Raw genomic sequence first — 18,738 nt, forward strand, 5'->3', positions numbered from 1 at the left:
TCTGCTGGGTGCAGCGTAGCCCGCCGCCCCGGGCCGGACCAGGCGCTTCCGCCACCTTCCCCGCCGGCCCGTTACCCCGGAGGTAATCGACCCGTGCGGGACGGCCCGGCAGGGTGGGGGCATCGGGTTCCGGGGCCGCGCACTCGGGTCCGGAACCCGTCTCCCACCTGCCGGTCCGACCTCGACGGAGGCTGATCCCCGATGTCCGCAACCCTGCTCACCGGAATCGCCCGTACCACCGTCCCGCAGACCGCCCTGCGGCGGTTCCTCGCCCTCGACGCCGTGGTCACCACCGCCAACGGCCTTGCCTACGTGGCGTTCTCCGCCCCCCTGTCCCGCCTCCTCGGCGTCGGGCAGGAGCTCCTGCTCGGGCTCGGCGTCTTCCTGGCCGCGTACGGCGCGGGCGTGGCCTGGCTCGCCTCGCGCCGCCGGCCGCCGGTCCTCGGGGTGCGTCTTGTCATCGAGGGCAACTACGCCTGGGCGGCGCTGAGTCTGCTGTCGCTCGCGCTCTGGTTCGAGCCGACGACCGCGGGTCTGCTGTGGATTCCCGCGCAGGCCCTGACGGTGGCCGGCTTCGCCCTGCTTCAGCAGCTCGCCCTGCGCGCGGGCTCAGTCCCCGAGTGAGCGCAGGTACTTCACCGTCGCCGGATCGGCCGGGAGCATCGTCTCGATGGCCAGCTCGGCGACGGTCACGTCCATCGGGGTGTTGAAGGTCGCGATGGACGACACGAAGGACAGCACGTGCCCGTCGTGCTCGATGACCAGCGGGAGCGCGATGGCGGCGACGGGTTCGAGCGGCGGCCCGTCGCCCGGTCGCTCCGCGACGGGGTAGGCCGACACCTCCTCGTACAGCGCGCGCAGCGGCTCGGAGCGGGCCAGGGCGATCTGGCGTTCCATCTGGTGGAGCAGGTGCCCGCGCCACTCCCGGAGGTTGCGGATCCTCGGAGCCAGCCCCTCGGGGTGCAGGGTGATCCGCATGGCGTTGAGCGGCGGGGTCAGCAGATGCTCCGGGAGGCCGTCCAGCAGCATCGTGATGCCCGCGTTGGCGGCGACCACCTCGTAGGTGGCGTTCACGACCAGCGCGGGATAGGGCTCGTAGCCGGTCAGCAGCCGCTGGATGCCCTCGCGGAGGGTCCCCATCGTCGGGTCGTCCAGCGCGGTGTGCGCGTAGCGGGGGGCGTAACCGGCGGCGAAGAGCAGGGAGTTGCGTTCGCGCATCGGGACGTCGAGGTGGTCGGCGAGCCGCAGCACCATCTCCTCGCTCGGCCGGGAGCGCCCCGTTTCGATGAAGCTGATGTGCCGGGACGAGGAGTCCGCGCGGCCCGCCAGCTCCAGCTGGCTGATGCCGCGCCGCTCCCGCCAGGCGCGCAGCAGCGTGCCCACACTCGTCGTCGTCATGGGCACGACGGTAGCCCAGGGAGGTCGTCCCAGGTCGGGGACGCCGGGCGGAGGAGGGCGCAGGAGCATCCGGGCGCACCACGGCGCGAAAGGGTTGTTCCGGTGCGCGCTGTGGGAACCTTGACCACACGTCACGGGAAAAGGAGCCGGTGCATGCCGAGTGAGCCGCTGTCGCAGAAGGAGATCGAGGACCGCCTGCGGGAACTCCCCGGATGGGCCTTCGACAACGACCGGATCTTCCGTACCTACCGGCTGGGCACGCACTTCGCGGCCAGCGCCCTCGTCGCCCACATCGCCAGCGTCCAGGACGAGTTGAACCACCACTCGGACCTGACCCTCGGTTACAACACCGTCCGGCTCACCGTGAACAGCCACGACGCGGGCGGCGTGGTCACGGAGTCCGACTTCGCGCTCGCCGAGCGGGTCGAGGCCCTCGCGGGTGCCCACGGCGCGAGCTGATGACCGGCCCCGTCCGGTCCGCGCCGCCGCTGCCCGACTACGACCCGGAGGCCGAGGAGTACGACGCCTCCCGCGGCGGCGCCCCGCGCGCCGGAGCCGCCGCGGAGGCGGTCCTGAGGCTGCTCCCGGCCGGGTACGCCTCCCGCATCGTCCCGCGCGGGCCTCAGACCCGTTCCAGCCGCCACCACTGGGAGGGGGAGTCGGTGTCCTCGACCTGCCGGATGCGGCCCTCCGCGTCGGCTTCCAGCAGCAGCCCGCTGATGCAGGCGACCAGCGAGACCACACCGGGATCGTCGAGATGCTCCTCGACGATCCACTCCTGCGCGCCGAAGGCGTTGGCCCGCCACACCTGCACCCGGGCACCGCTGTCCGTCGACGCGTTCGCCACGTCCAGCCGCCGCTCGTTGTCCTCGCTCACCACGTGGAAGACCCCGCCGCCGCTGTGCACCGGGGAGATCCGCCAGCGCCGGGCGGCCTGCGGCGCGGGCGGCCCGTCCGGGCCGACCCGCACCCGGGAGGCGCCCTCCAGCTGGAGCACCAGCCCGCTGTCCGCGTTGCGGATCCGGTAGAGCCCTTCGGAAAGGTTCACCGGGCCCGCTCAGACGTCGAACTCGGCCGGGTCGGGACCGATGCGGCGTCCCGCCGGGCCCGCGCCCAGGGCGTCCAGCGCGGCCGTGTCGGCGGCGTCCAGCTCGAAACCGAAGACGTCCAGGTTCTCGCGGATGCGCGAGGGGGTCACGGACTTCGGGATCACGACGTTGCCGTGCTGCAGGTGCCAGCGCAGCACCACCTGCGCCGCGCTGCGGCCGTGCTTCGCGGCGATATCCGTGACGGCGGGCAGGGCGAGGAGTTCCTTGCCCTGGCCCAGCGGGGACCAGGCCTCCGTGGCGATGCCGCGCGAGGCGTGCAGGGCGCGCAGCTCCTCCTGCGGGAAGAGCGGGTGCAGCTCGACCTGGTTGACGGCGGGCACCAGGGCGCTCTCCGCGGCGAGGCGGTCCAGGTCCGCGGGGCGGAAGTTCGACACGCCGACCGCCCGGGCCCGCCCGCTCTCGGCGATCTCCTCGAAGGCCTTCCAGATGGCGACGAAGTCGTCGCGCATCGGCCGCGGCCAGTGGATCAGGTACAGGTCGACGTGGTCGAGGCCCAGCTTGCCGAGCGAGTCGTCGAAGGCGCGCAGCACCTCGTCGCGGCCCCACTTCTGCTGCGGACCGTTCCACAGCTTGGTGGTGACGAAGAGCTCCGCGCGGTCCACCCCGGAGGCGGCCAGGGCCTTGCCGGTGCCCCGCTCGTTGCCGTAGATCGCGGCCGTGTCGATGCTGCGGTAGCCGGCCTCCAGGGCCGTCCCGACGGCGTGCTCCGCCTCCGCGTCCGGCACCTGCCAGACACCGAAGCCGAGCTGGGGCATGAGCGTGCCGTTGTTGAGCCTGATGGCGGGGACCTGGTTCACGTCGGGTCGTTCCCTCACGTCGGTGCGGCGGTGCGCGGCGGAGTGCCGCTTCGTACGAGGGGCGACAACCGGCCCCTCGTACGACGTATTCCCGCGGCTCCGGCCGGATCTCCCCGTCCGGCGGTACGCCCGCGGCGTCAGCCCGTGCCGAGGTAGGCCTCCCGCACCAGCGGGTCGGCCCGCACCTGGGCCGGTGTGCCCTCGGCCAGCACCGTTCCGAGGTCCAGGACGACGACCCGGGCGCACACCTCCATCACGAAGGCCACGTCGTGCTCCACCAGCAGCACCGCGCAGCCCTCCTCCCGCGCCAGCGCGCGCACGACCGCCGCGAGCCGTTCGCGTTCCGGCGCGGAGGTGCCCGAGGCCGGCTCGTCCAGCAGCAGCACCTTCGGCGGATCGGCCACCGCCCGCGCCAGCTCGACCATCCGGGCCTGCCCGACGGGCAGCCCGTCGGCGTACGCGGCCCCGAGGCCGCCGATCCCGCAGTCGGCCAGCACCCGTTCGCAGCGCGTCCGGCGCTCGCGCTCCCGGGCCCGGCGGGCGGGCAGGGCCAGCAGGTCGGCGGCCGGACCGCCTCCGCCGCCCCGCCACTCCTGCGCCACCAGGACGTTGTCGGCCACGGTGAGCTGGCCGAACAGCTGCCGGCGCTGGAAGGTCCGGCGCATCCCGTGCCGGGCCCGCCAGACGGGCGAGCGGCGGGTGATGTCCGCGCCGTCCAGCAGGATCCGCCCCCGGTCGGGGCGGCGGATCCCCGACAGGACGTCGAACAGGGTGGTCTTCCCGGCGCCGTTCGGCCCGATCAGCCCGCACACCTCGCCCGCCCGGACGCCGAGGTCCACCCCGGTCAGGGCCCGCACCCCGCCGAACCGGACGCCGACCCCCTCCGCCCGCAGCACGTGCTCGCTCATCGTCCCCTCCCCAGGTAGGCCTCGGTCAGCAGGTCCGCCTCCACCTCGGCCCGCGGACCGCTCCAGGTGACCCGGCCCCGGGAGAGGCAGGCCACGGTGTCGGCGACCCCGAGGATCCCGGCGGCCTTCTCCTCCACCAGCAGCAGCGCGGTCCCGTTGTCGCGCAACTCGGTGAGCAGGGCGTACACCTCCTCCACCACGCGCGGCGCGAGCCCGAGGGAGGGTTCGTCGGCGATCAGCACCCCGGGCGGCCGCTGGAGCAGCGGCGCGAGGGCCAGCATCTGCTGCTCCCCGCCCGAGAGCGCCCCGGCGGGCACGGAGCGGCGCTCGGCGAGCCGGGGGAAGCGTCCGTAGACGGCGTCCCGGTCGGCGGGGTCGCGCAGGCGGAGGGCGAGGTTCTCCTCGATGGTGAGGGAGGGGAAGATCCCGCGGCCCTCGGGGGCGAGGAGCACCCCGGCCCGGGCCCGGTGCACCGCCCCGTCCCGGGTCGCGTCCCGTCCGCCGACGTGGACGGTCCCGGCCGCGGTGGGCAGCAGCCCGGCGGCGACGCGGCAGGCGGTGCTCTTGCCGGCCCCGTTGGGTCCGAGGACGGCCAGGATCTCGCCCGCCCGTACGGTGAGGTCCACCCCGTGCAGGACCGGTGCGCCGTTGTAGCCGGCGCGGACGCCGCGCAGCGCGAGGGCGGCGGGGCCGCCGGGGCCCGGGCCGCTCTCCCGGTCCGGCCGTGCGGACCGGCCGGTGGGCGCGGGGGCGGTCCGGCCCGGGTCGGCGGGCCGGGGCCGGGGGAGCCGCCGTCCGCCCGGTGCTCCCGTCTCGGGGACGGCCACGGGGCCGGAGCCCGGAGCGGGGCCGGCCCGGGGTGTGTCGGGCTCCGGTTCCGGGGGACGTCCGCTGCGGGCGCGCCGGCGGGCCAGCCGTACCGGAACGGCCGCGCAGTACCCGTCAGGATCGTTGGCCAGGGCCAGTCCGGCGAGGCCGAAGAGGATCACGGGCAGGTGCGCGGACTGCGTCACGTAGTCGGACAGCAGCCGCGGGGCCAGGGCGAAGACCAGGCCCGCGACCACCGCGTACTGCGGTCGCCGCACCCCCGCGGCCACCACGACCGCCAGCCACACCAGGCCGGTCATCGCGGTGAAGTCGGTCGCGGTGATGCGGGTGTTGTACGAGGCGTACAGCACGCCCCCGAACCCGGCGAGTCCGGCGGACAGGGTGAACAGCAGCAGCTTCGTGCGCAGCACCGACACCCCCGAGGCGGCTGCGGCCGCCGGGGCGGACCGCACGGCCAGCATCGCCCGCCCGGAGGGGGAGTCGCGCAGCGCGCTCAGCGCGGCGGCCACCAGCGCGACGAGTACCACCAGGGCCACTCCCAGGGCCCGGTCGTCGGACAGGTCCACCGGTCCGAGGACCGGCCGGGGGATCGCCCAGCCGGTGTCCCCGTTGCGCAGCCAGCGCAGCTGGAACAGCACCTGGTCGGCGAGGAAGGCGAGGGCCAGCGTGGCCAGCGCCAGGGACCGCCCTCCGAGCCGCAGGGCGGGCAGGGCGACCAGCGCCCCGAGGAGCGCCGCCGCGCAGGTGCCGACCGCCAGCGCGGCCGCGAAGGGCCAGCCCCGGCTCATCAGCAGCCCCGCCACGAGGGCGGCGCCGGTGACGAAGGTGCCCTGGGCGAGGGACACCATCGCCCCGAGCCCCGTCACCACGGTGAACGACATGAACACCAGCGCGATGGCGAGGCCCTGGGCCAGCAGGCCGCTCCAGAACGGTGTGGTCACGGTGTAGAGCGCGACGCAGGTCAGGACGGCGGCGACCGCCCATCCACCCCAGCGCCGGCCCCAGGAGGCGCCGGCGAGGTGGTCCACCGGCGGCGGGTCGGCGGCGGCGACCCCGGCGGTCCGGGACCGCCGGGTCAGCAGGAGCAGGCCGCCGAACAGGATCAGGAAGGGCACCGCCGTGCGGAAGCCGGTGACGGACTCGGCGAAGGACGCGTAGCCGGCGACCAGGTTCTGCAGGACCCCGAGCCCCAGTCCGCCCGCGAAGGCGAGCGGTACGGACGCGAACCGGCCGAGGACCGCCGCCGTGGCGGACACGAACAGGAACAGGGTGAAGTCGTGCGCCGACAGCCCCAGCAGCGGGGTGGCCAGCACCCCGGCCAGTCCGGCCAGCCCCGACGAGATCATCCAGGCGACCGACGAGAGCCGGTCGGCGCTGATCCCGCGCAGTTCGGTCAGCGAGCGGTCGTCGACGCAGGCGCGCAGGGCCAGGCCGAGGCGGGTGTGCCGCATCAGCACCCACAGCGCCACCGCCACCAGCGCCGTGACCACCCAGGTGATCAGCTGGTCGGAGTCGACGCCGACGCCCTCCACCGGCTGCCAGGACTTCGCGGGGCTCGGCCCCACTCCGGGCAGCCCGAACTGGTTCTCGGCCGGCTTCACGGGAACGCCCGCCCCGGCCAGCAGTTCCACGATCCACAGGCCGGCGGCGGGCAGCGCCACCAGCAGTCCGATGGTCGCCACGATCTGCGCGGTCTCGCCGACCCGCGCGAGCCGCCGGAACATCAGCCGGTCCAGTCCCCAGCCCAGACCGGGGGCGAGGACGAACACCACCAGCAGAGCCGCCGGCACGGAGGGCCAGCCGAGCCCCGAGTGCAGTTCGTGGAAGGTGAGCGCGCACAGGTAGGCGGTGGCCCCGTGCGCGAAGTTGAACAGGCCGGACGCCGAGTACGACAGCACGAGCCCGGTGGCGAGCAGCGCGTACAGGGCGCCCGAGACCAGGCCGCTCAGTACGAAGACGAGCAGGTCACCCATGCCGCGGCCCTACGTGAAGGGGATGGGCTCGTGGCATGCGAACGGGACGGCCACCTCGTACGCGCCGTTGGTGAGCCGTACGAGCGCCCCGCAGCCGAAGCTGTCCTTCTGTCCCTTGGGCAGCGACCGGTCGCCGACGAGCGTCCCGGTGTCGGAGAAGCCCTGCGCGGCGGCCTGGAAGGACTCGACGGTGAGGTCCTTCCCGGCTTCGCGGGCGATGGACAGGAACAGGTCCGCCGACATGTACCCGGTGAGCATGTGCATGCTAAGCGGGACGTCCTGTCCGCCCGAGGCCGCCTTGATGTCGGCCTTGAACTGCGCCATCTTCGGGTCGGCCGACTCGAAGGGCTGGAACTGCAGCAGGACGTACACCCCGTCGAGGGCCTGCCGCGTGGCGTCCTTGGCGAGCAGCCCGGGGTCGTAGTCGGTGGGGTCGGAGATCAGTCCCTGGTAGCCGCTCCGCTTCAGCGCCGTGAACAGGCCGATGTTGCCGGGGGTCTGCATCACGGAGATCACCGCGTCGGGGGCCTTGCCGCCGTCCGCGGCGAGGATCTCCTTCACGTACGCGGACCAGTCGCTCGGGACGGCGGTCGCCGGGACCGAGGCCTTGGCGTAGGCGACCCGGAAGCCGGCGCTCGCGAAGCCCTGCTGGAAGGTGCGGATGCCGAACTTCCCGGCGTCGCTGTCGTTGGCGATGATGGCGACCGACCGCCCGGAGGCACCGCCCAGGACCTGTGCGATGCCCTCCGGCCAGGTCTGGTTCAGGGTGCCGCCCGGACTGGGGACCAGGCAGCCGTTGAAGCCGTAGATGTGGCGGGGGCCGCAGAAGGAGGGCAGGGTGCCCCAGCCGAAGGTGGGGACCTTCTCCTGTTCCAGGAAGTCTGCGCCGGAGAAGGTCACGGAGCTCATGGGGGACACGGCGAAGACCTTGTCCTGCTGGACGAGTTTGCGGGCGGCCGCCAGGTTCTTGGCCGGGTCCTGGCCGTCGTCCTCCGCGCCGAGGTAGTCGATCCTGCGGCCGTGGACGCCGCCCTCGGCGTTGGCCCTGAGGTAGCGGGCCCGGGCGCCGAGGTCGGTGTCCTTCTTGCTGTAGCCGCCGGCGCTGGTCATCGACACGATGCCGCCGACCTTGATCGAGTCGGCGCTCACCCCGCGGGAGATCCCGGACGCGCCGCCCGGCCCGCCCGCGGAGGCGCCGTTCGTGGAGGCGGAGTTGCAGGCGGAGACGAGGGCGAGGGCCGCCGCGGCGGCGGCCAGGGTGCGGATGGGTCGCAACATGTCGGGGATCCCCTCCGGTCGGAATCCCCGCATTCTGTGGGCGACCTGACGGATCGTCAATAATCGCGACAGGTGGATATGACGACTCGTCAGTTCCGGTGTCCGGGGCCGTACAGGGCCGCGACCTCCCGGGCGTACGCCTTCTCGATCGCCCGCCGCTTCAGCTTCAGCGACGGCGTCAGCAGCCCCCGCTCCTCCGTGAACTGCTCGCCGAGCACCCGGAACGCCCTGATCGCCTCCGCCTGCGACACCAGGGTGTTGGCGGCCACCACCGCCCGCCGCACCTCCGCCGTGAGCTCCGGGTCGTCCACCAGCTCCGCAGCCGGCGTCTGCGGTCTCCCGCGCATCGACAGCCAGTGCGCCATGCCCTCCGGGTCCAGCGTGAGCAAGGCCCCGATGTACGGACGGTCGTTGCCCACCAGCACGCACTGTGCCACGAGCGGATGCGAACGGACCCGCTCCTCCAGGGCCGCCGGCGCCACGCTCTTGCCGTTCGAGGTCACCAGGATGTCCTTCTTCCGCCCGGTGATCACGAGGTAGCCGTCCTCGTCCAGCCGCCCCAGGTCCCCCGTCGCCAGCCACCCGCCGCGCAGCACCGCCTCCGTCGCACGGGGATCGCCCAGATAGCCCGAGAAGACGTGCGCCCCGAACAGCCACACCTCCCCGTCCTGCGCGATGTGCACCGAACTCCCCGGGATCGGCCGGCCCACCGTCCCGTACTTCGTCGCCCCCGGGGGATTCGCCGTGGCCGCCGCCGAGCTCTCCGTCAGCCCGTACCCCTCGAACACGGTGATCCCCGCGCCGTCGAAGAACAGCCCCAGGCGGCGCGACATGGCCGAACCGCCCGACATGGCGTACCGCACCCGGCCGCCCATCGCCTCGCGGACCTTCCCGTAGACCAGCCGGTCGAAGACCTGGTGCTCCATGCGCAGCGCGGCCGACGGCCCCGGCCCCCCGCCGAAGGCCTTCCGCTCGCGGGCCTCCGCGTACCGCACGGCCGTCTCCACGGCCCGGTCGAAGGCCGCGGCGCGCCCCTCCGTCTCCGCCTTGCGCCGCGCCGCCGCGAACACCTTCTCGAAGACGTGCGGCACACCCAGCACGAAGGTCGGCCGGAACGCGGCGAGGTCCGGCATCAGCTCGGCCGCCGCCAGGACCGGCTGGTGCCCGAGCTTGACCCGCGCCCGGACCGCCGCCACCTCCACCATCCGCCCGAAGACGTGCGCCAGCGGCAGGAAGAGCAGCGTCGAGGGCCGGTCGCCCTGCCCGGCCCCGAACACCGACGCCCAGCGCGCCACCAGGGTGTCCGCCTCGTACATGAAGTTGGCGTGCGTCAGGACGCAGCCCTTGGGCCTGCCCGTGGTCCCGGAGGTGTAGATGACCGTCGCGGTCGCGTCCGGCGTCACCGCGCCGCGGTGGCGGTGCACCACGTCCTCCGCGACGTGCCCGCCGTCGGCGACCAGCGCCCCGACGGCACCCGCGTCGAGCTGCCAGAGCCGTCCGAGCCGGGGGAGCCGGTCGATCACCGAACCCACCGTCATCGCCTGGTCCTCGTTCTCCACCACGCACGCCGTGCAGTCGGCGTCGGAGAGGATCCAGTGCACCTGCTCGGCGGAGCTCGTCGGGTACACGGGCACGGGCTGCGCGCCGATCGCCCACAGGGCGAAGTCGAAGAGCGTCCACTCGTACCGGGTACGGGACATCACCGCCACCCGGTCCCCGAACCGCACCCCCTGCGCCAGCAGCCCCTTCGCCAGCGCCAGCACCTCGGCGGCCAGCTCGCCCGAGGTCACGTCCCGCCACACACCGCCGGTCTTGCGGCCGAGCACGACCCGGTCCGGGTCCTCCCGGGCGTACCGGAACACGACGTCGGCCAGCCCGCCGACGGGCGCTCCCGTGACGACCGCTGGGACGGTGATCTCGCGCAAGGCCCCGCTCCTCTCCGCGCGCCGCGGTGAACGTACCTCACGGCCCGGACGGCACGAGGGCCCGTCGGCGACCTCCACAAGACCTCCCCAGCGATCACCCGCTTCATGCCGCTGACGTGCGCTCCAGGGCCCCCGCGCACGGGGGCGGAAGCGCCCGTCAGCCGGTGCGCGTGAGCCGGTCGGCCCCCGACAGGACCGCGGCCGCGAGCGCCTCCGCCGCCGCCGAGGGGCGCGGACCGCGCAGCAGCGCGAACTCCACCGGCCCCAGCTCCGGCAGCGAGCCGACCCGCACCAGCCCCGGCGGGATCAGCCCCCGGGTGTGCGCCATCACGCCCAGGCCGGCCCGGGCCGCCGCCACCAGACCGCTCAGGCTGCCGCTCGTGCACGCGATCCGCCAGGCCCGCCCGTCCCGTTCGAGCACCTCCAGCGCCCGGGCCCGGGTGATCCCCGGGGGCGGGAAGAGGATCAGCGGCACCGGACGGTCGGGGTCCACCCGCAGCCCCTCCGCACCGATCCACACCATCCGGTCGCGCCAGACGAGGCGGCCGCGCTCGTCGCCCGGCCCGCGCCGCTTCGCCAGCACCAGGTCGAGCCGGCCCGCGTCCAGCCGCTCGTGCAGTGTGCCCGACAGCTCCACCGACAGCTCCAGGTCCACCTCGGGGTGCTCGTGCCGGAACCGCTCCAGGATCTCCGGCAGGCGGGTGAGCACGAAGTCCTCCGAGGCCCCGAAGCGCAGCCGTCCCCGCAGCCGCGTCCCCGCGAAGAAGGCCGCCGCCCGCTCGTGCGCCTCCAGGATGGTCCGCGCGAACCCGAGCAGCGCCTCTCCGTCCTCCGTCAGCTCCACGGTGTGCGTGTCCCGCAGGAACAGTGGCCGCCCGGTGGCCGCCTCCAGCCGCCGCACGTGCTGGCTGACCGTGGACTGCCGGACGCCGAGCCGCCGCGCCGCCTGGGTGAAGCTGAGCGTCTGGGCCACGGTGAGGAAGGTCCGCAGCTGAACGGGGTCGTACATGAGCTCATGTTATTGCGGTTCGTGATGACAGTCAGAGCGGTGTACGGGTTTCCCGATCACCGCGGACCCCCGACCATGGGGGAGGGCCCCCGACCGGAGCCCCCGCCCGGCTGCCACCCGGAGCCCCGACCGGGGGAGCCGGCCCCCGGCCCGTCCCGGCCCGCATCCTGTCCGGGGCGCCGGACACCCGGATCCGCACCCGGTTCCGTCCCGGGCCCGCCCGCCCCGGCGCCGAAGCGTTGCGCCGCACCGTCGCGCCGCACCAGGGCGCCGGACCGCGACGCGGAACCGTGACGCCGGACCGGAGCGCGGAACCGTGCTGCCGACCCCGCCCCCGTCCCCGCCCCCACCCCCGACAGCAAGTGAGCACGCCCATGCGCCGCCGCCCGCACCTGCCCGCCCGGCTCCCGGTCGACCCGTACGTCCTGGCCCTGCTCGCCACCGTCGGCCTCGCCGCCCTGCTCCCCGCCCGCGGCACCGCGGCCACCGTCGCCGACGCCGCCTCCACCGCCGCCGTGGCCCTGCTCTTCTTCCTCTACGGCGCCCGCCTCTCCACCCGCGAGGCCCTCGACGGCCTGCGCCACTGGCGGCTCCACACCACCGTGCTCGCCTGCACCTTCCTGCTCTTCCCGCTCCTGGGCCTGGCCGCCCGCGTGCTCGTCCCCGGTGTCCTCACACCCCCGCTCTACGCCGGCCTGCTCTTCCTGTGCCTGGTCCCCTCCACCGTCCAGTCCTCGATCGCCTTCACCTCGATCGCCCGCGGCAACGTCCCCGCGGCGATCTGCGCCGGATCCTTCTCCAGCCTGGCCGGCATCGTGCTCACCCCGCTGCTCGCGTCCGTCCTGCTCAGCGGAGACGCGGGCGGCTTCTCCCTCGACTCCCTCCTGAAGATCACCCTCCAGCTGCTGCTGCCCTTCCTGCTCGGCCAGGCCCTGCGCCCCCGCGTCGGACCCTTCCTCACCCGCCACAAGCAGACCCTGGGCCTCGTCGACCGCGGCTCGATCCTGCTCGTCGTCTACGCCGCCTTCAGCGCCGGCATGGTTGCCGGCATCTGGCAGCGGGTCAGCCCCCTGCGCCTCGGCGCCCTGCTCCTGGTCGAGGCGGCGCTCCTCGCCGCCATGCTGCTCGCCACCTGGTACGGCGCGGCCCGCCTGGGCTTCGGCCGCGAGGACCGCATCGCCATCCAGTTCGCCGGGTCGAAGAAGAGCCTGGCCGCCGGACTCCCGATGGCCAGCGTGCTGTTCGGCCCGCAGGCCGCCCTCGCCGTACTCCCGCTGATGCTCTTCCACCAGATGCAGCTGATGGTCTGCGCGGTGATCGCCCGGCGCCGCGCCGCCGACCCGCCGGCCGAACTCCCCGGCGAGCGTGTGGCGGAGGTCTCCCGCGGGCCCCAACAGGCGGGCGCCCCCGCCCGGTAACGTGCGGTGGTGACCTGGATACGCCCGCTCGGGGCCCACGCCGAACGCCCGTGCACCCTGGTGGTCTGCCGCGGCTGCTGCTGCGGCGACCCCCGCAAGAACCCCGGCAGTGACCACGCCGGCCAGCTCGCCCGGCTGCGCGAGGCCGCGGCCGCCTCCGCGGGCCGGCTGGCCGTCCGTACGAGCGACTGCCTCGGCCCGTGCGCCCAGGCCAACGTCATCGTGGTGCAGCCCACCACCGAGGCCCGCCGCCGCGGGGCCCGGGCGGTCTGGTTCGGCTGGGCCCTGGACGACACCGCCACCGACGAGATCATCGCCTGGGCCGAGTCCGGCGGCCCGGGCACCACCCCGCTCCCGGCCACCCTGGACCTCCACCGCATCGACCCGCCGGCCCCGAAGCCGCGCGCCGAAACCGGCCGCCGCACCCGCCGCGGCCGCTGACGTGCGCGACTACAACCTCGCCCGTGCGGTGACCGTGGCCCTCAGCGTGCTCTTCGGCCTGCTGTTCCTGCTGGCCCTGGCCTTCGGCCTGTGGGGCGGCAAGTCCTCCCCGCTGACGGAGGCGGACGTCATCGGGACCTGGCACGGCGACCGCGGGTCGCGGCTCGACGTGCTGGCGGACGGCCGGGCCCGCCTCTCGGACGTGTCGGGCTGGAAGTGCTCGCCGGACGAGAAGCCCGGCGTGTTCACCGGCGAGGGGGGCTGGACCCTCGGCCACCTCCCCGACGAGGGCTCGGGGATCCTGCTCAGGCTCAGCCCCGGGGGGACCCCCGCGGTGCAGGAATGCACCGACTGGTTCCTGCTGAGCGACACCGGCAAGGACGGAACCCCGGGCGACGGCAGCGACGTGTGGGCCGGTTTCCACGGTCACAGACACGGCCACCACGAGGTGTTCCGCCGCAGCCCTACAGGATGATCCGCTCCTCGCCCGCGTAGATGTTCATGTCCGGCCCCCGCAGGAAGCCGACCAGCGTCGTGCCCGACTCCAGCGCGAGGTCCACCGCCAGCGAGGACGGCGCCGAGACGGCCGCCAGCACGGGGATGCCCGCCATCACGGCCTTCTGCGCGAGCTCGAAGGAGGCCCGGCCCGACACCAGCAGCACCGCGCCCGCCAGCGGCAGCAGCCCCGACTGCAGGGCCCGGCCGACGATCTTGTCCACCGCGTTGTGCCGGCCCACGTCCTCGCGCAGGTCGAGCAGTTCGCCCTCCGCCGTGAACAGCCCGGCCGCGTGCAGGCCGCCCGTGCGGTCGAAGACCTTCTGGGCCGCGCGCAGCCGGTCCGGAAGCGCGGTGAGCACCTCCGCCGGGACCCGCACCGGGTCGTCGGCGACCCCGGGGAAGCGGGTCGCCGTACGGACCGCGTCCAGGCTGGCCTTGCCGCACAGCCCGCAGGACGAGGTCGTGTAGACGTTGCGCTCCAGGGTGATGTCGGGAACGGAAACCCCGGGCGCCAGCTGGACGTTGACCACGTTGTAGGTGTTCGAACCGTCCTCGGTGGCCCCCTCGCAGTAGGTGACGGCTCGCACCTCGGACGCCGCCCCGAGCACGCCCTCGCTGACGAGGAAACCCACCGCGAGCGCGAAGTCGTCGCCGGGCGTGCGCATGGTGATGGCGAGCGGCTTGCCGTTCAGCCGGATCTCCAGCGGCTCCTCGGCCACCAGCGTGTCCGGCCGCACCCCCGCCCGGCCGTTCCGGATCCGGACGACGCGACGACGCTCGGTGACCCGTCCCATGGTGATCAGCCCACCCCTCCTGTTTTCCTGCCGATGCCCTACGTAGTCATTCTGGCGGTTCCGCATCCGACCTGGTCCCGGGCAGGGAGCTCCTCGGGAAGCTCCAAAATCCGGCCCCGGAATCCTGTCGGGTCACACGCACACGTACCCATCGGTAGCAGGCAAAGCTGGGTGATCCTGACTTGCCTACGAGGGGGGACCCCGCCCATGACCGGTTCACGCGTGGTGGCGCTAGGGCACTACCAGCCCGCGAAAGTGCTCACCAACGAGGACCTCGCGGCCATGGTCGACACCACCGACGAGTGGATCCGCTCCCGCGTCGGCATCCGCACCCGCCACATGGCGGGCCCGGACGAACCGGTGGACGAGCTCGCCTTCCACGCGGCGGGGAAGGCCCTGGCCGGCGCCGGCCTGACCCCGGACGACATCGACCTGGTCCTCGTCGCCACCTCCACCGCGATCGACCGCTCGCCCAACATGGCCGCGCGGGTCGCCGCGAAGCTGGGCATGGGCGGCGGGCCGGCCGTCATGGACATCAACGTCGTCTGCTCGGGCTTCACCCACGCCCTGGCGACCGCGGACCACGCCATCCGTGCCGGTTCCGCGACCCGGGCGCTGGTCATCGGCGCCGACAAGATGACCGAGATCACCGACTGGACCGACCGCACGACCTGCGTGCTGACCGGCGACGGCGCGGGCGCGGCCGTCGTCGAGGCCAGCGCCGAGCCCGGCATCGGCCCGGTGCTGTGGGGTTCCGTTCCGGAGATGGGCAACGCGGTCCGGATCGAGGGCTCGCCGCCGGTGTTCGCCCAGGAGGGCCAGTCCGTCTACCGCTGGACCACCAGCCGGCTCCCTCCGCTCGCCCGCAAGGTGTGCGAGAAGGCCGGGGTCGCGCCCGAGGACCTGGCCGCGGTGGTCCTGCACCAGGCGAACCTGCGCATCATCGAGCCGCTCGCCGCCCGGATCGGCGCCGTCAACGCCGTGGTCGCCCGCGACGTGGTCGACTCCGGAAACACCTCGGCGGCCAGCATCCCGATGGCCCTGTCGAAGCTGGTCCAGCGCGGTGAGGTCCCCTCCGGCGCTCCGGTCCTCCTCTTCGGCTTCGGAGGCAACCTCTCCTACGCGGGCCAGGTCATCCACTGCCCGTGACGGCTCCCGCGGCCGGAACCCGCCGCACAGGCGGGTTCCGGCCGTCGAGGCGTCCCCCGTCGGAACGTCCGGCCGGGACCGCGCCGGGCCGGGCACCCGCCCCCGCACGCCGCGATACGTACCGTCTCGCTGACCCCGCGGCCGCATGCCCGCAGGTCAGCCCGGCGTGGCGGGTCCGGGGCGCCCGGATAAGTGGTCGGAGGCCCGCCGATCCTTTGCTATTGTTGTCCATGTCGCCGCGGGAAACCGGGGCCGACCACCGGTCCGGGTGGCGGAATGGCAGACGCGCTAGCTTGAGGTGCTAGTGTCCTTTATCGGGCGTGGGGGTTCAAGTCCCCCCTCGGACACAGCGTAAGAGCCCCACACCACGGTGTGGGGCTCTTCGCGTTTCCCCGGGGCCGTTTCCCGGTCCGCCCGGGCGGACCGGGCGGGGGCCCGGGCCGCCGTCACGTCCCCAGGACGATCAGGCCTGTCGGGGGCGGCAGGCTGCCCGGGGTCACCGAGGTGAAGGTACGGGGCAGGTACAAGCGGGGCCGGCCCGACTCCGGAGCCGCGTCGAAGAGGTACGCCTCCGCCGCCCCGGTGTCGCTCACCAGATGCGGACCGTCCGGGGCGGCCGTGACCCCCGTCAGCGGCGTACGGAAGAGGCGGCGCAGGTGACGGAGGGTCTCCGGGGTGGCGGGAGCCCGCTCCGGGCCCGGCGGCGCGGCGGGCGCGGGCCCGGCGGGGGGCGCGTCCGGGGGGATCGCCCCGGTCAGCAGCAGGGCGAGGAGCACCGGGACGGCCTTGCGGCGCAGGGTCTCGGTCGCCGGGCGCAGCCGGTGGGCGTGCGTGGCCGGCAGCGAGAGCGCGAGGCTGCCCGCGGCACCGCCCATGGCGAGGGGAACGGCCGCGCAGACGACCCCGGGGGAGTATTCGCGCAGGTCGAAGACCGGGGCGCCCGGGGCCACCGCGTCCAGGGCCGTGAACAGCGCCCGGCTGTCGGTGATGGTCCGTGACGTCAGCCGGGCGGGCCGGTGGCGGGCCACGTGGTCGGCGCGGCGGCCGTGGTCGAGCTGCGTCAGCAGGCACTTGCCGACCGCGCTGGCGTGCGCGGCGTCCCGGAAGTCGACCCACTCCCGCACCGGCGGGGTCGCCGGCCCGGCCGCCATCTGCGTGATGTGGACCTCGCCCGCCGCGTACCGGCTGAGGTAGACCGCCGCCCCCGTGCTGTCCCGGGCCAGGGAGAGGGTGCGCTGGAGCTGGCCCGCCAGCCCGTGCCCGCCCGGTGCGGCGAGCAGGTCCAGCGCCGGGCCGCGCGCGTACACCCCGGCGGCCGGCCGGCAGGCGTACCCCTCCTCGCACAGCATCGACAGCAGCGGGCGCAGCTCCGCCTCCGTGCGGGCGGCCTCCCGGGCCAGCTGGGCGGTCCGGACCCCCAGCGGGTGCCGGTCCAGTACGCGGACGACGGCCAGCGCCCGGCGGGCCTGCGCGAGGGCCTCGCCCGTCCCGTCCTGGACGACCGTCCCGCGGGCGGCGGCCGTGAGGGCGGGGTGGCGCAGCGGCCCTGCGCCCGGTCCGTCCGCGGGGGGCGGCGGCGGGGCGGGCGGAGCGGGCGGGGGAGCGAGCACGACGGGCGGCAGGAAGGCGGCCAGGGTGCCCGAGAGCCCGGCCCGCGGCAGCGGGACCGGCCCCAGGTCGGGGTCGTCGTACTGGTCGACGTAGCGCAGGACGGCCGCCTGCGCGCACAGCCGGACCTCCCGCAGGTCCCGCCGGCCCCCCGGCCGGAAGCCGCGGCGCGCCAACTCGCGCCCCCAGTGCCGGGCGTCGTGGTGCTCGCCGCGGCGGGAGTGGTCGAGGAAGAGGCAGTACGCGGCCGGGGCGGTCCGCGGCCCGCCGGAGGCCGCGGCGAACTGCCACCAGAACCGGGCCCCTTCGCGCATCCCCGAGAGGTGCAGCAGACAGCCGAAGACCACGGCGCCCACCAGGTCGGTGCGGCCCCGGGTGAAGGAGTCGAGGTGCGCGCCCGCCGTCGGCGCGCACACCGAGGCCAGGCAGACGGCCTTGAGGTCGCGCCGGGCCCGTTCGGCGTCGAGCGGGCAGTCCCGTACGGGGTCGCTCCAGCCGTGCGCGGGGCGGCGGCGGCCGCGGTGGGCGCTCCCCTGCGGGGGATGCGGCGCGACGCGCAGCAGCCGGGCCTCGGCCGCGCCCAGGTCGTAGTGGCGGTAGCGGTCGCGGACACCGGCCCGGGCGAGGAACTCGGCCAGGGAGCGGGGGGCCGGGTCGCCCTCCTGCCGCTCGTGCCGCCTCATGACCCGGCCGGTTCGGTCGGTTCGGTCGGTCCCGCAGGGTCCGCCCCGTCCGCCGGGCCGGAGGACGTGTCCAGCAGGCGCGCCAGCCGCCGGTGGGCCTGGCCGAGGTAGGAGCGGACGGTGGCCTCGTCCACGCCCATCACGTCGGCGGCCTCGCCCGGCGTGCACTGGAGCCCGTAGCGCAGGAGCACGGCGTCGCGCTGGCGCTCGGCGAGCCGGGAGACGGCGGAGTAGAAGCGGATGGTGTCGGTGAGCACCTCGTACTGGTCGGCGCGGGCCTCCTTGAGGGCGGCCTCGAAGGCGCTGATGTCCACCGGCTCGGGCTGCCGCCGCCAGGGGTCGTGCCGGCGCTGGCGGTCGGCGAGGCAGTGCTTGAGCACCGTCCAGGCGTAGGCGTCGAGGCGGTCCATGTGCAGCATCCGCAGCCACTGCCCCATGATCGAGTCGAAGGTGGCGTCCACCGTCGCCTCCGCGCCCTCGTCGGAGCCCAGCTGCAGGTACGCGAAGCGCATGTAGGCGGGCCGGCGGTTGGCGTGGAAGGCCCAGTACGACAGGCGCGCCGTGGGATCCCACTGGCTCATGGGAGTCGGCCGCCGGCGCCGGCTCGGCAGTCCCACGGCCCCACCGGACTCCTCCGGTCCGACATCGCTCACGGCTCCACCTCATCCCCTGTGCGCAGAACAGGAAAGCAGCGCGGGCGCACTCGGAGGGCGTAGAGCAGAAAGCTGGAAGCAATCCGTCGCGGATGATCGAAGCGTGATCGATGTCGATCACACCGCGCCGCCGAGGGCACGTATGCATATGCCCGACCGCCGGTGCCCGGTGGACCGGCGGTCGGGAGGGCCGCCCTCCCGCTGTACCATGGGGCCCGATCGCGAGGGCCGTGACGTGGAGGTCACTGCCCTCGCTTTTGCGTTATGTC

At 74.5% G+C, this 18,738-nt stretch carries 16 protein-coding genes, 1 tRNA gene and 1 pseudogene; 7 read left to right on the forward strand and 11 right to left on the reverse strand.

Features of this window, described 5'->3' with window-relative positions:
• The first annotated feature begins 201 nt into the window (after positions 1-201).
• Positions 202-624 (forward strand): hypothetical protein, encoded by a 423-nt coding sequence (locus ACPU2J_RS27880; RefSeq protein ID WP_423834256.1) that lies wholly within the window; start codon positions 202-204, stop codon positions 622-624.
• On the opposite strand, the gene ACPU2J_RS27885 is transcribed toward ACPU2J_RS27880, so the two are convergent.
• Positions 610-1,398 (reverse strand): helix-turn-helix domain-containing protein, encoded by a 789-nt coding sequence (locus ACPU2J_RS27885; RefSeq protein ID WP_420079082.1) that lies wholly within the window; start codon positions 1,396-1,398, stop codon positions 610-612. The genes ACPU2J_RS27880 and ACPU2J_RS27885 overlap by 15 nt on opposite strands.
• A 153-nt stretch (positions 1,399-1,551) precedes the next feature.
• On the opposite strand from ACPU2J_RS27885, the gene ACPU2J_RS27890 reads away from it, so the two are divergent.
• Positions 1,552-1,857 carry a 4a-hydroxytetrahydrobiopterin dehydratase gene (locus tag ACPU2J_RS27890; RefSeq protein WP_361605180.1) on the forward strand — a complete coding sequence of 102 codons (306 nt, stop codon included), beginning with the start codon at positions 1,552-1,554 and terminating at the stop codon, positions 1,855-1,857.
• Positions 1,858-2,020: 163 nt separating this feature from the next.
• On the opposite strand, the gene ACPU2J_RS27895 is transcribed toward ACPU2J_RS27890, so the two are convergent.
• From ACPU2J_RS27895 to ACPU2J_RS27925, 7 genes are all read right to left on the reverse strand, one after another.
• Positions 2,021-2,446, reverse strand: coding sequence for an RICIN domain-containing protein (locus tag ACPU2J_RS27895; RefSeq protein ID WP_420079081.1), 426 nt, complete (start codon positions 2,444-2,446; stop codon positions 2,021-2,023).
• Positions 2,447-2,455: 9 nt separating this feature from the next.
• Positions 2,456-3,304, reverse strand: coding sequence for an aldo/keto reductase (locus tag ACPU2J_RS27900; RefSeq protein WP_420079080.1), 849 nt, complete (start codon positions 3,302-3,304; stop codon positions 2,456-2,458).
• A 137-nt stretch (positions 3,305-3,441) separates the two neighbouring features.
• The gene (locus ACPU2J_RS27905) at positions 3,442-4,212 is read right to left on the reverse strand and encodes an ABC transporter ATP-binding protein (RefSeq protein ID WP_420079079.1); all 771 of its coding nucleotides are present in this window, start codon (positions 4,210-4,212) and stop codon (positions 3,442-3,444) included.
• A complete protein-coding gene (locus ACPU2J_RS27910) occupies positions 4,209-7,013 on the reverse strand; it encodes an ABC transporter permease subunit (RefSeq protein WP_423834257.1) in 2,805 nt (934 codons plus the stop codon). The genes ACPU2J_RS27905 and ACPU2J_RS27910 overlap by 4 nt, the downstream gene beginning before the upstream one ends.
• Before the next feature lie 9 nt (positions 7,014-7,022).
• A complete protein-coding gene (locus tag ACPU2J_RS27915) occupies positions 7,023-8,291 on the reverse strand; it encodes an ABC transporter substrate-binding protein (RefSeq protein ID WP_420079077.1) in 1,269 nt (422 codons plus the stop codon).
• Positions 8,292-8,380: 89 nt separating this feature from the next.
• Positions 8,381-10,216, reverse strand: a complete 1,836-nt coding sequence (locus tag ACPU2J_RS27920; RefSeq protein WP_420079076.1) for an AMP-dependent synthetase/ligase — start codon at positions 10,214-10,216, stop codon at positions 8,381-8,383.
• 157 nt (positions 10,217-10,373) lie between these two features.
• Complete coding sequence (locus tag ACPU2J_RS27925; protein ID WP_365070556.1) at positions 10,374-11,225, reverse strand: LysR substrate-binding domain-containing protein; 852 nt, start codon at positions 11,223-11,225, stop codon at positions 10,374-10,376.
• A 374-nt stretch (positions 11,226-11,599) separates the two neighbouring features.
• Here ACPU2J_RS27925 and ACPU2J_RS27930 point away from each other — a divergent pair, with 374 nt between their 5' ends.
• Genes ACPU2J_RS27930 through ACPU2J_RS27940 form a run of 3 tightly spaced genes read left to right on the forward strand, consistent with a single transcriptional unit; the run spans position 11,600 to position 13,559 of the window.
• Positions 11,600-12,643, forward strand: a complete 1,044-nt coding sequence (locus ACPU2J_RS27930) for a bile acid:sodium symporter family protein (protein ID WP_389074863.1) — start codon at positions 11,600-11,602, stop codon at positions 12,641-12,643.
• Positions 12,644-12,652: 9 nt separating this feature from the next.
• Positions 12,653-13,084, forward strand: a complete 432-nt coding sequence (locus tag ACPU2J_RS27935) for a (2Fe-2S) ferredoxin domain-containing protein (RefSeq protein WP_361605154.1) — start codon at positions 12,653-12,655, stop codon at positions 13,082-13,084.
• Between the two features lies 1 nt (position 13,085).
• Entirely contained in the window at positions 13,086-13,559 is a 474-nt protein-coding gene (locus ACPU2J_RS27940; protein ID WP_423834258.1) for a hypothetical protein, read from the forward strand.
• Here ACPU2J_RS27940 and fdhD read toward each other — a convergent pair.
• Positions 13,549-14,376, reverse strand: a complete 828-nt coding sequence (gene fdhD / locus ACPU2J_RS27945) for a formate dehydrogenase accessory sulfurtransferase FdhD (RefSeq protein ID WP_399816974.1) — start codon at positions 14,374-14,376, stop codon at positions 13,549-13,551. The two genes, ACPU2J_RS27940 and fdhD, sit on opposite strands and share 11 nt — an antisense overlap.
• A gap of 207 nt (positions 14,377-14,583) precedes the next feature.
• Here fdhD and ACPU2J_RS27950 point away from each other — a divergent pair, with 207 nt between their 5' ends.
• The gene (locus ACPU2J_RS27950) at positions 14,584-15,525 is read left to right on the forward strand and encodes a beta-ketoacyl-ACP synthase III (RefSeq protein ID WP_361605145.1); all 942 of its coding nucleotides are present in this window, start codon (positions 14,584-14,586) and stop codon (positions 15,523-15,525) included.
• Positions 15,526-15,787: 262 nt separating this feature from the next.
• A tRNA-Leu gene (locus ACPU2J_RS27955) sits at positions 15,788-15,872 on the forward strand.
• A 408-nt stretch (positions 15,873-16,280) separates the two neighbouring features.
• Here the strand turns inward: ACPU2J_RS27955 and ACPU2J_RS27960 are convergent.
• Positions 16,281-16,979 (reverse strand): annotated as a pseudogene (locus ACPU2J_RS27960) (IclR family transcriptional regulator domain-containing protein); the annotation flags it as partial.
• Between the two features lie 833 nt (positions 16,980-17,812).
• Entirely contained in the window at positions 17,813-18,469 is a 657-nt protein-coding gene (locus ACPU2J_RS27965; protein WP_420079074.1) for an RNA polymerase sigma factor, read from the reverse strand.
• Positions 18,470-18,738: the final 269 nt, after the last annotated feature.

Origin of the sequence: Streptomyces manipurensis, from assembly GCF_049570255.1 — a bacterium.
Lineage (GTDB): Bacteria > Actinomycetota > Actinomycetes > Streptomycetales > Streptomycetaceae > Streptomyces > Streptomyces manipurensis.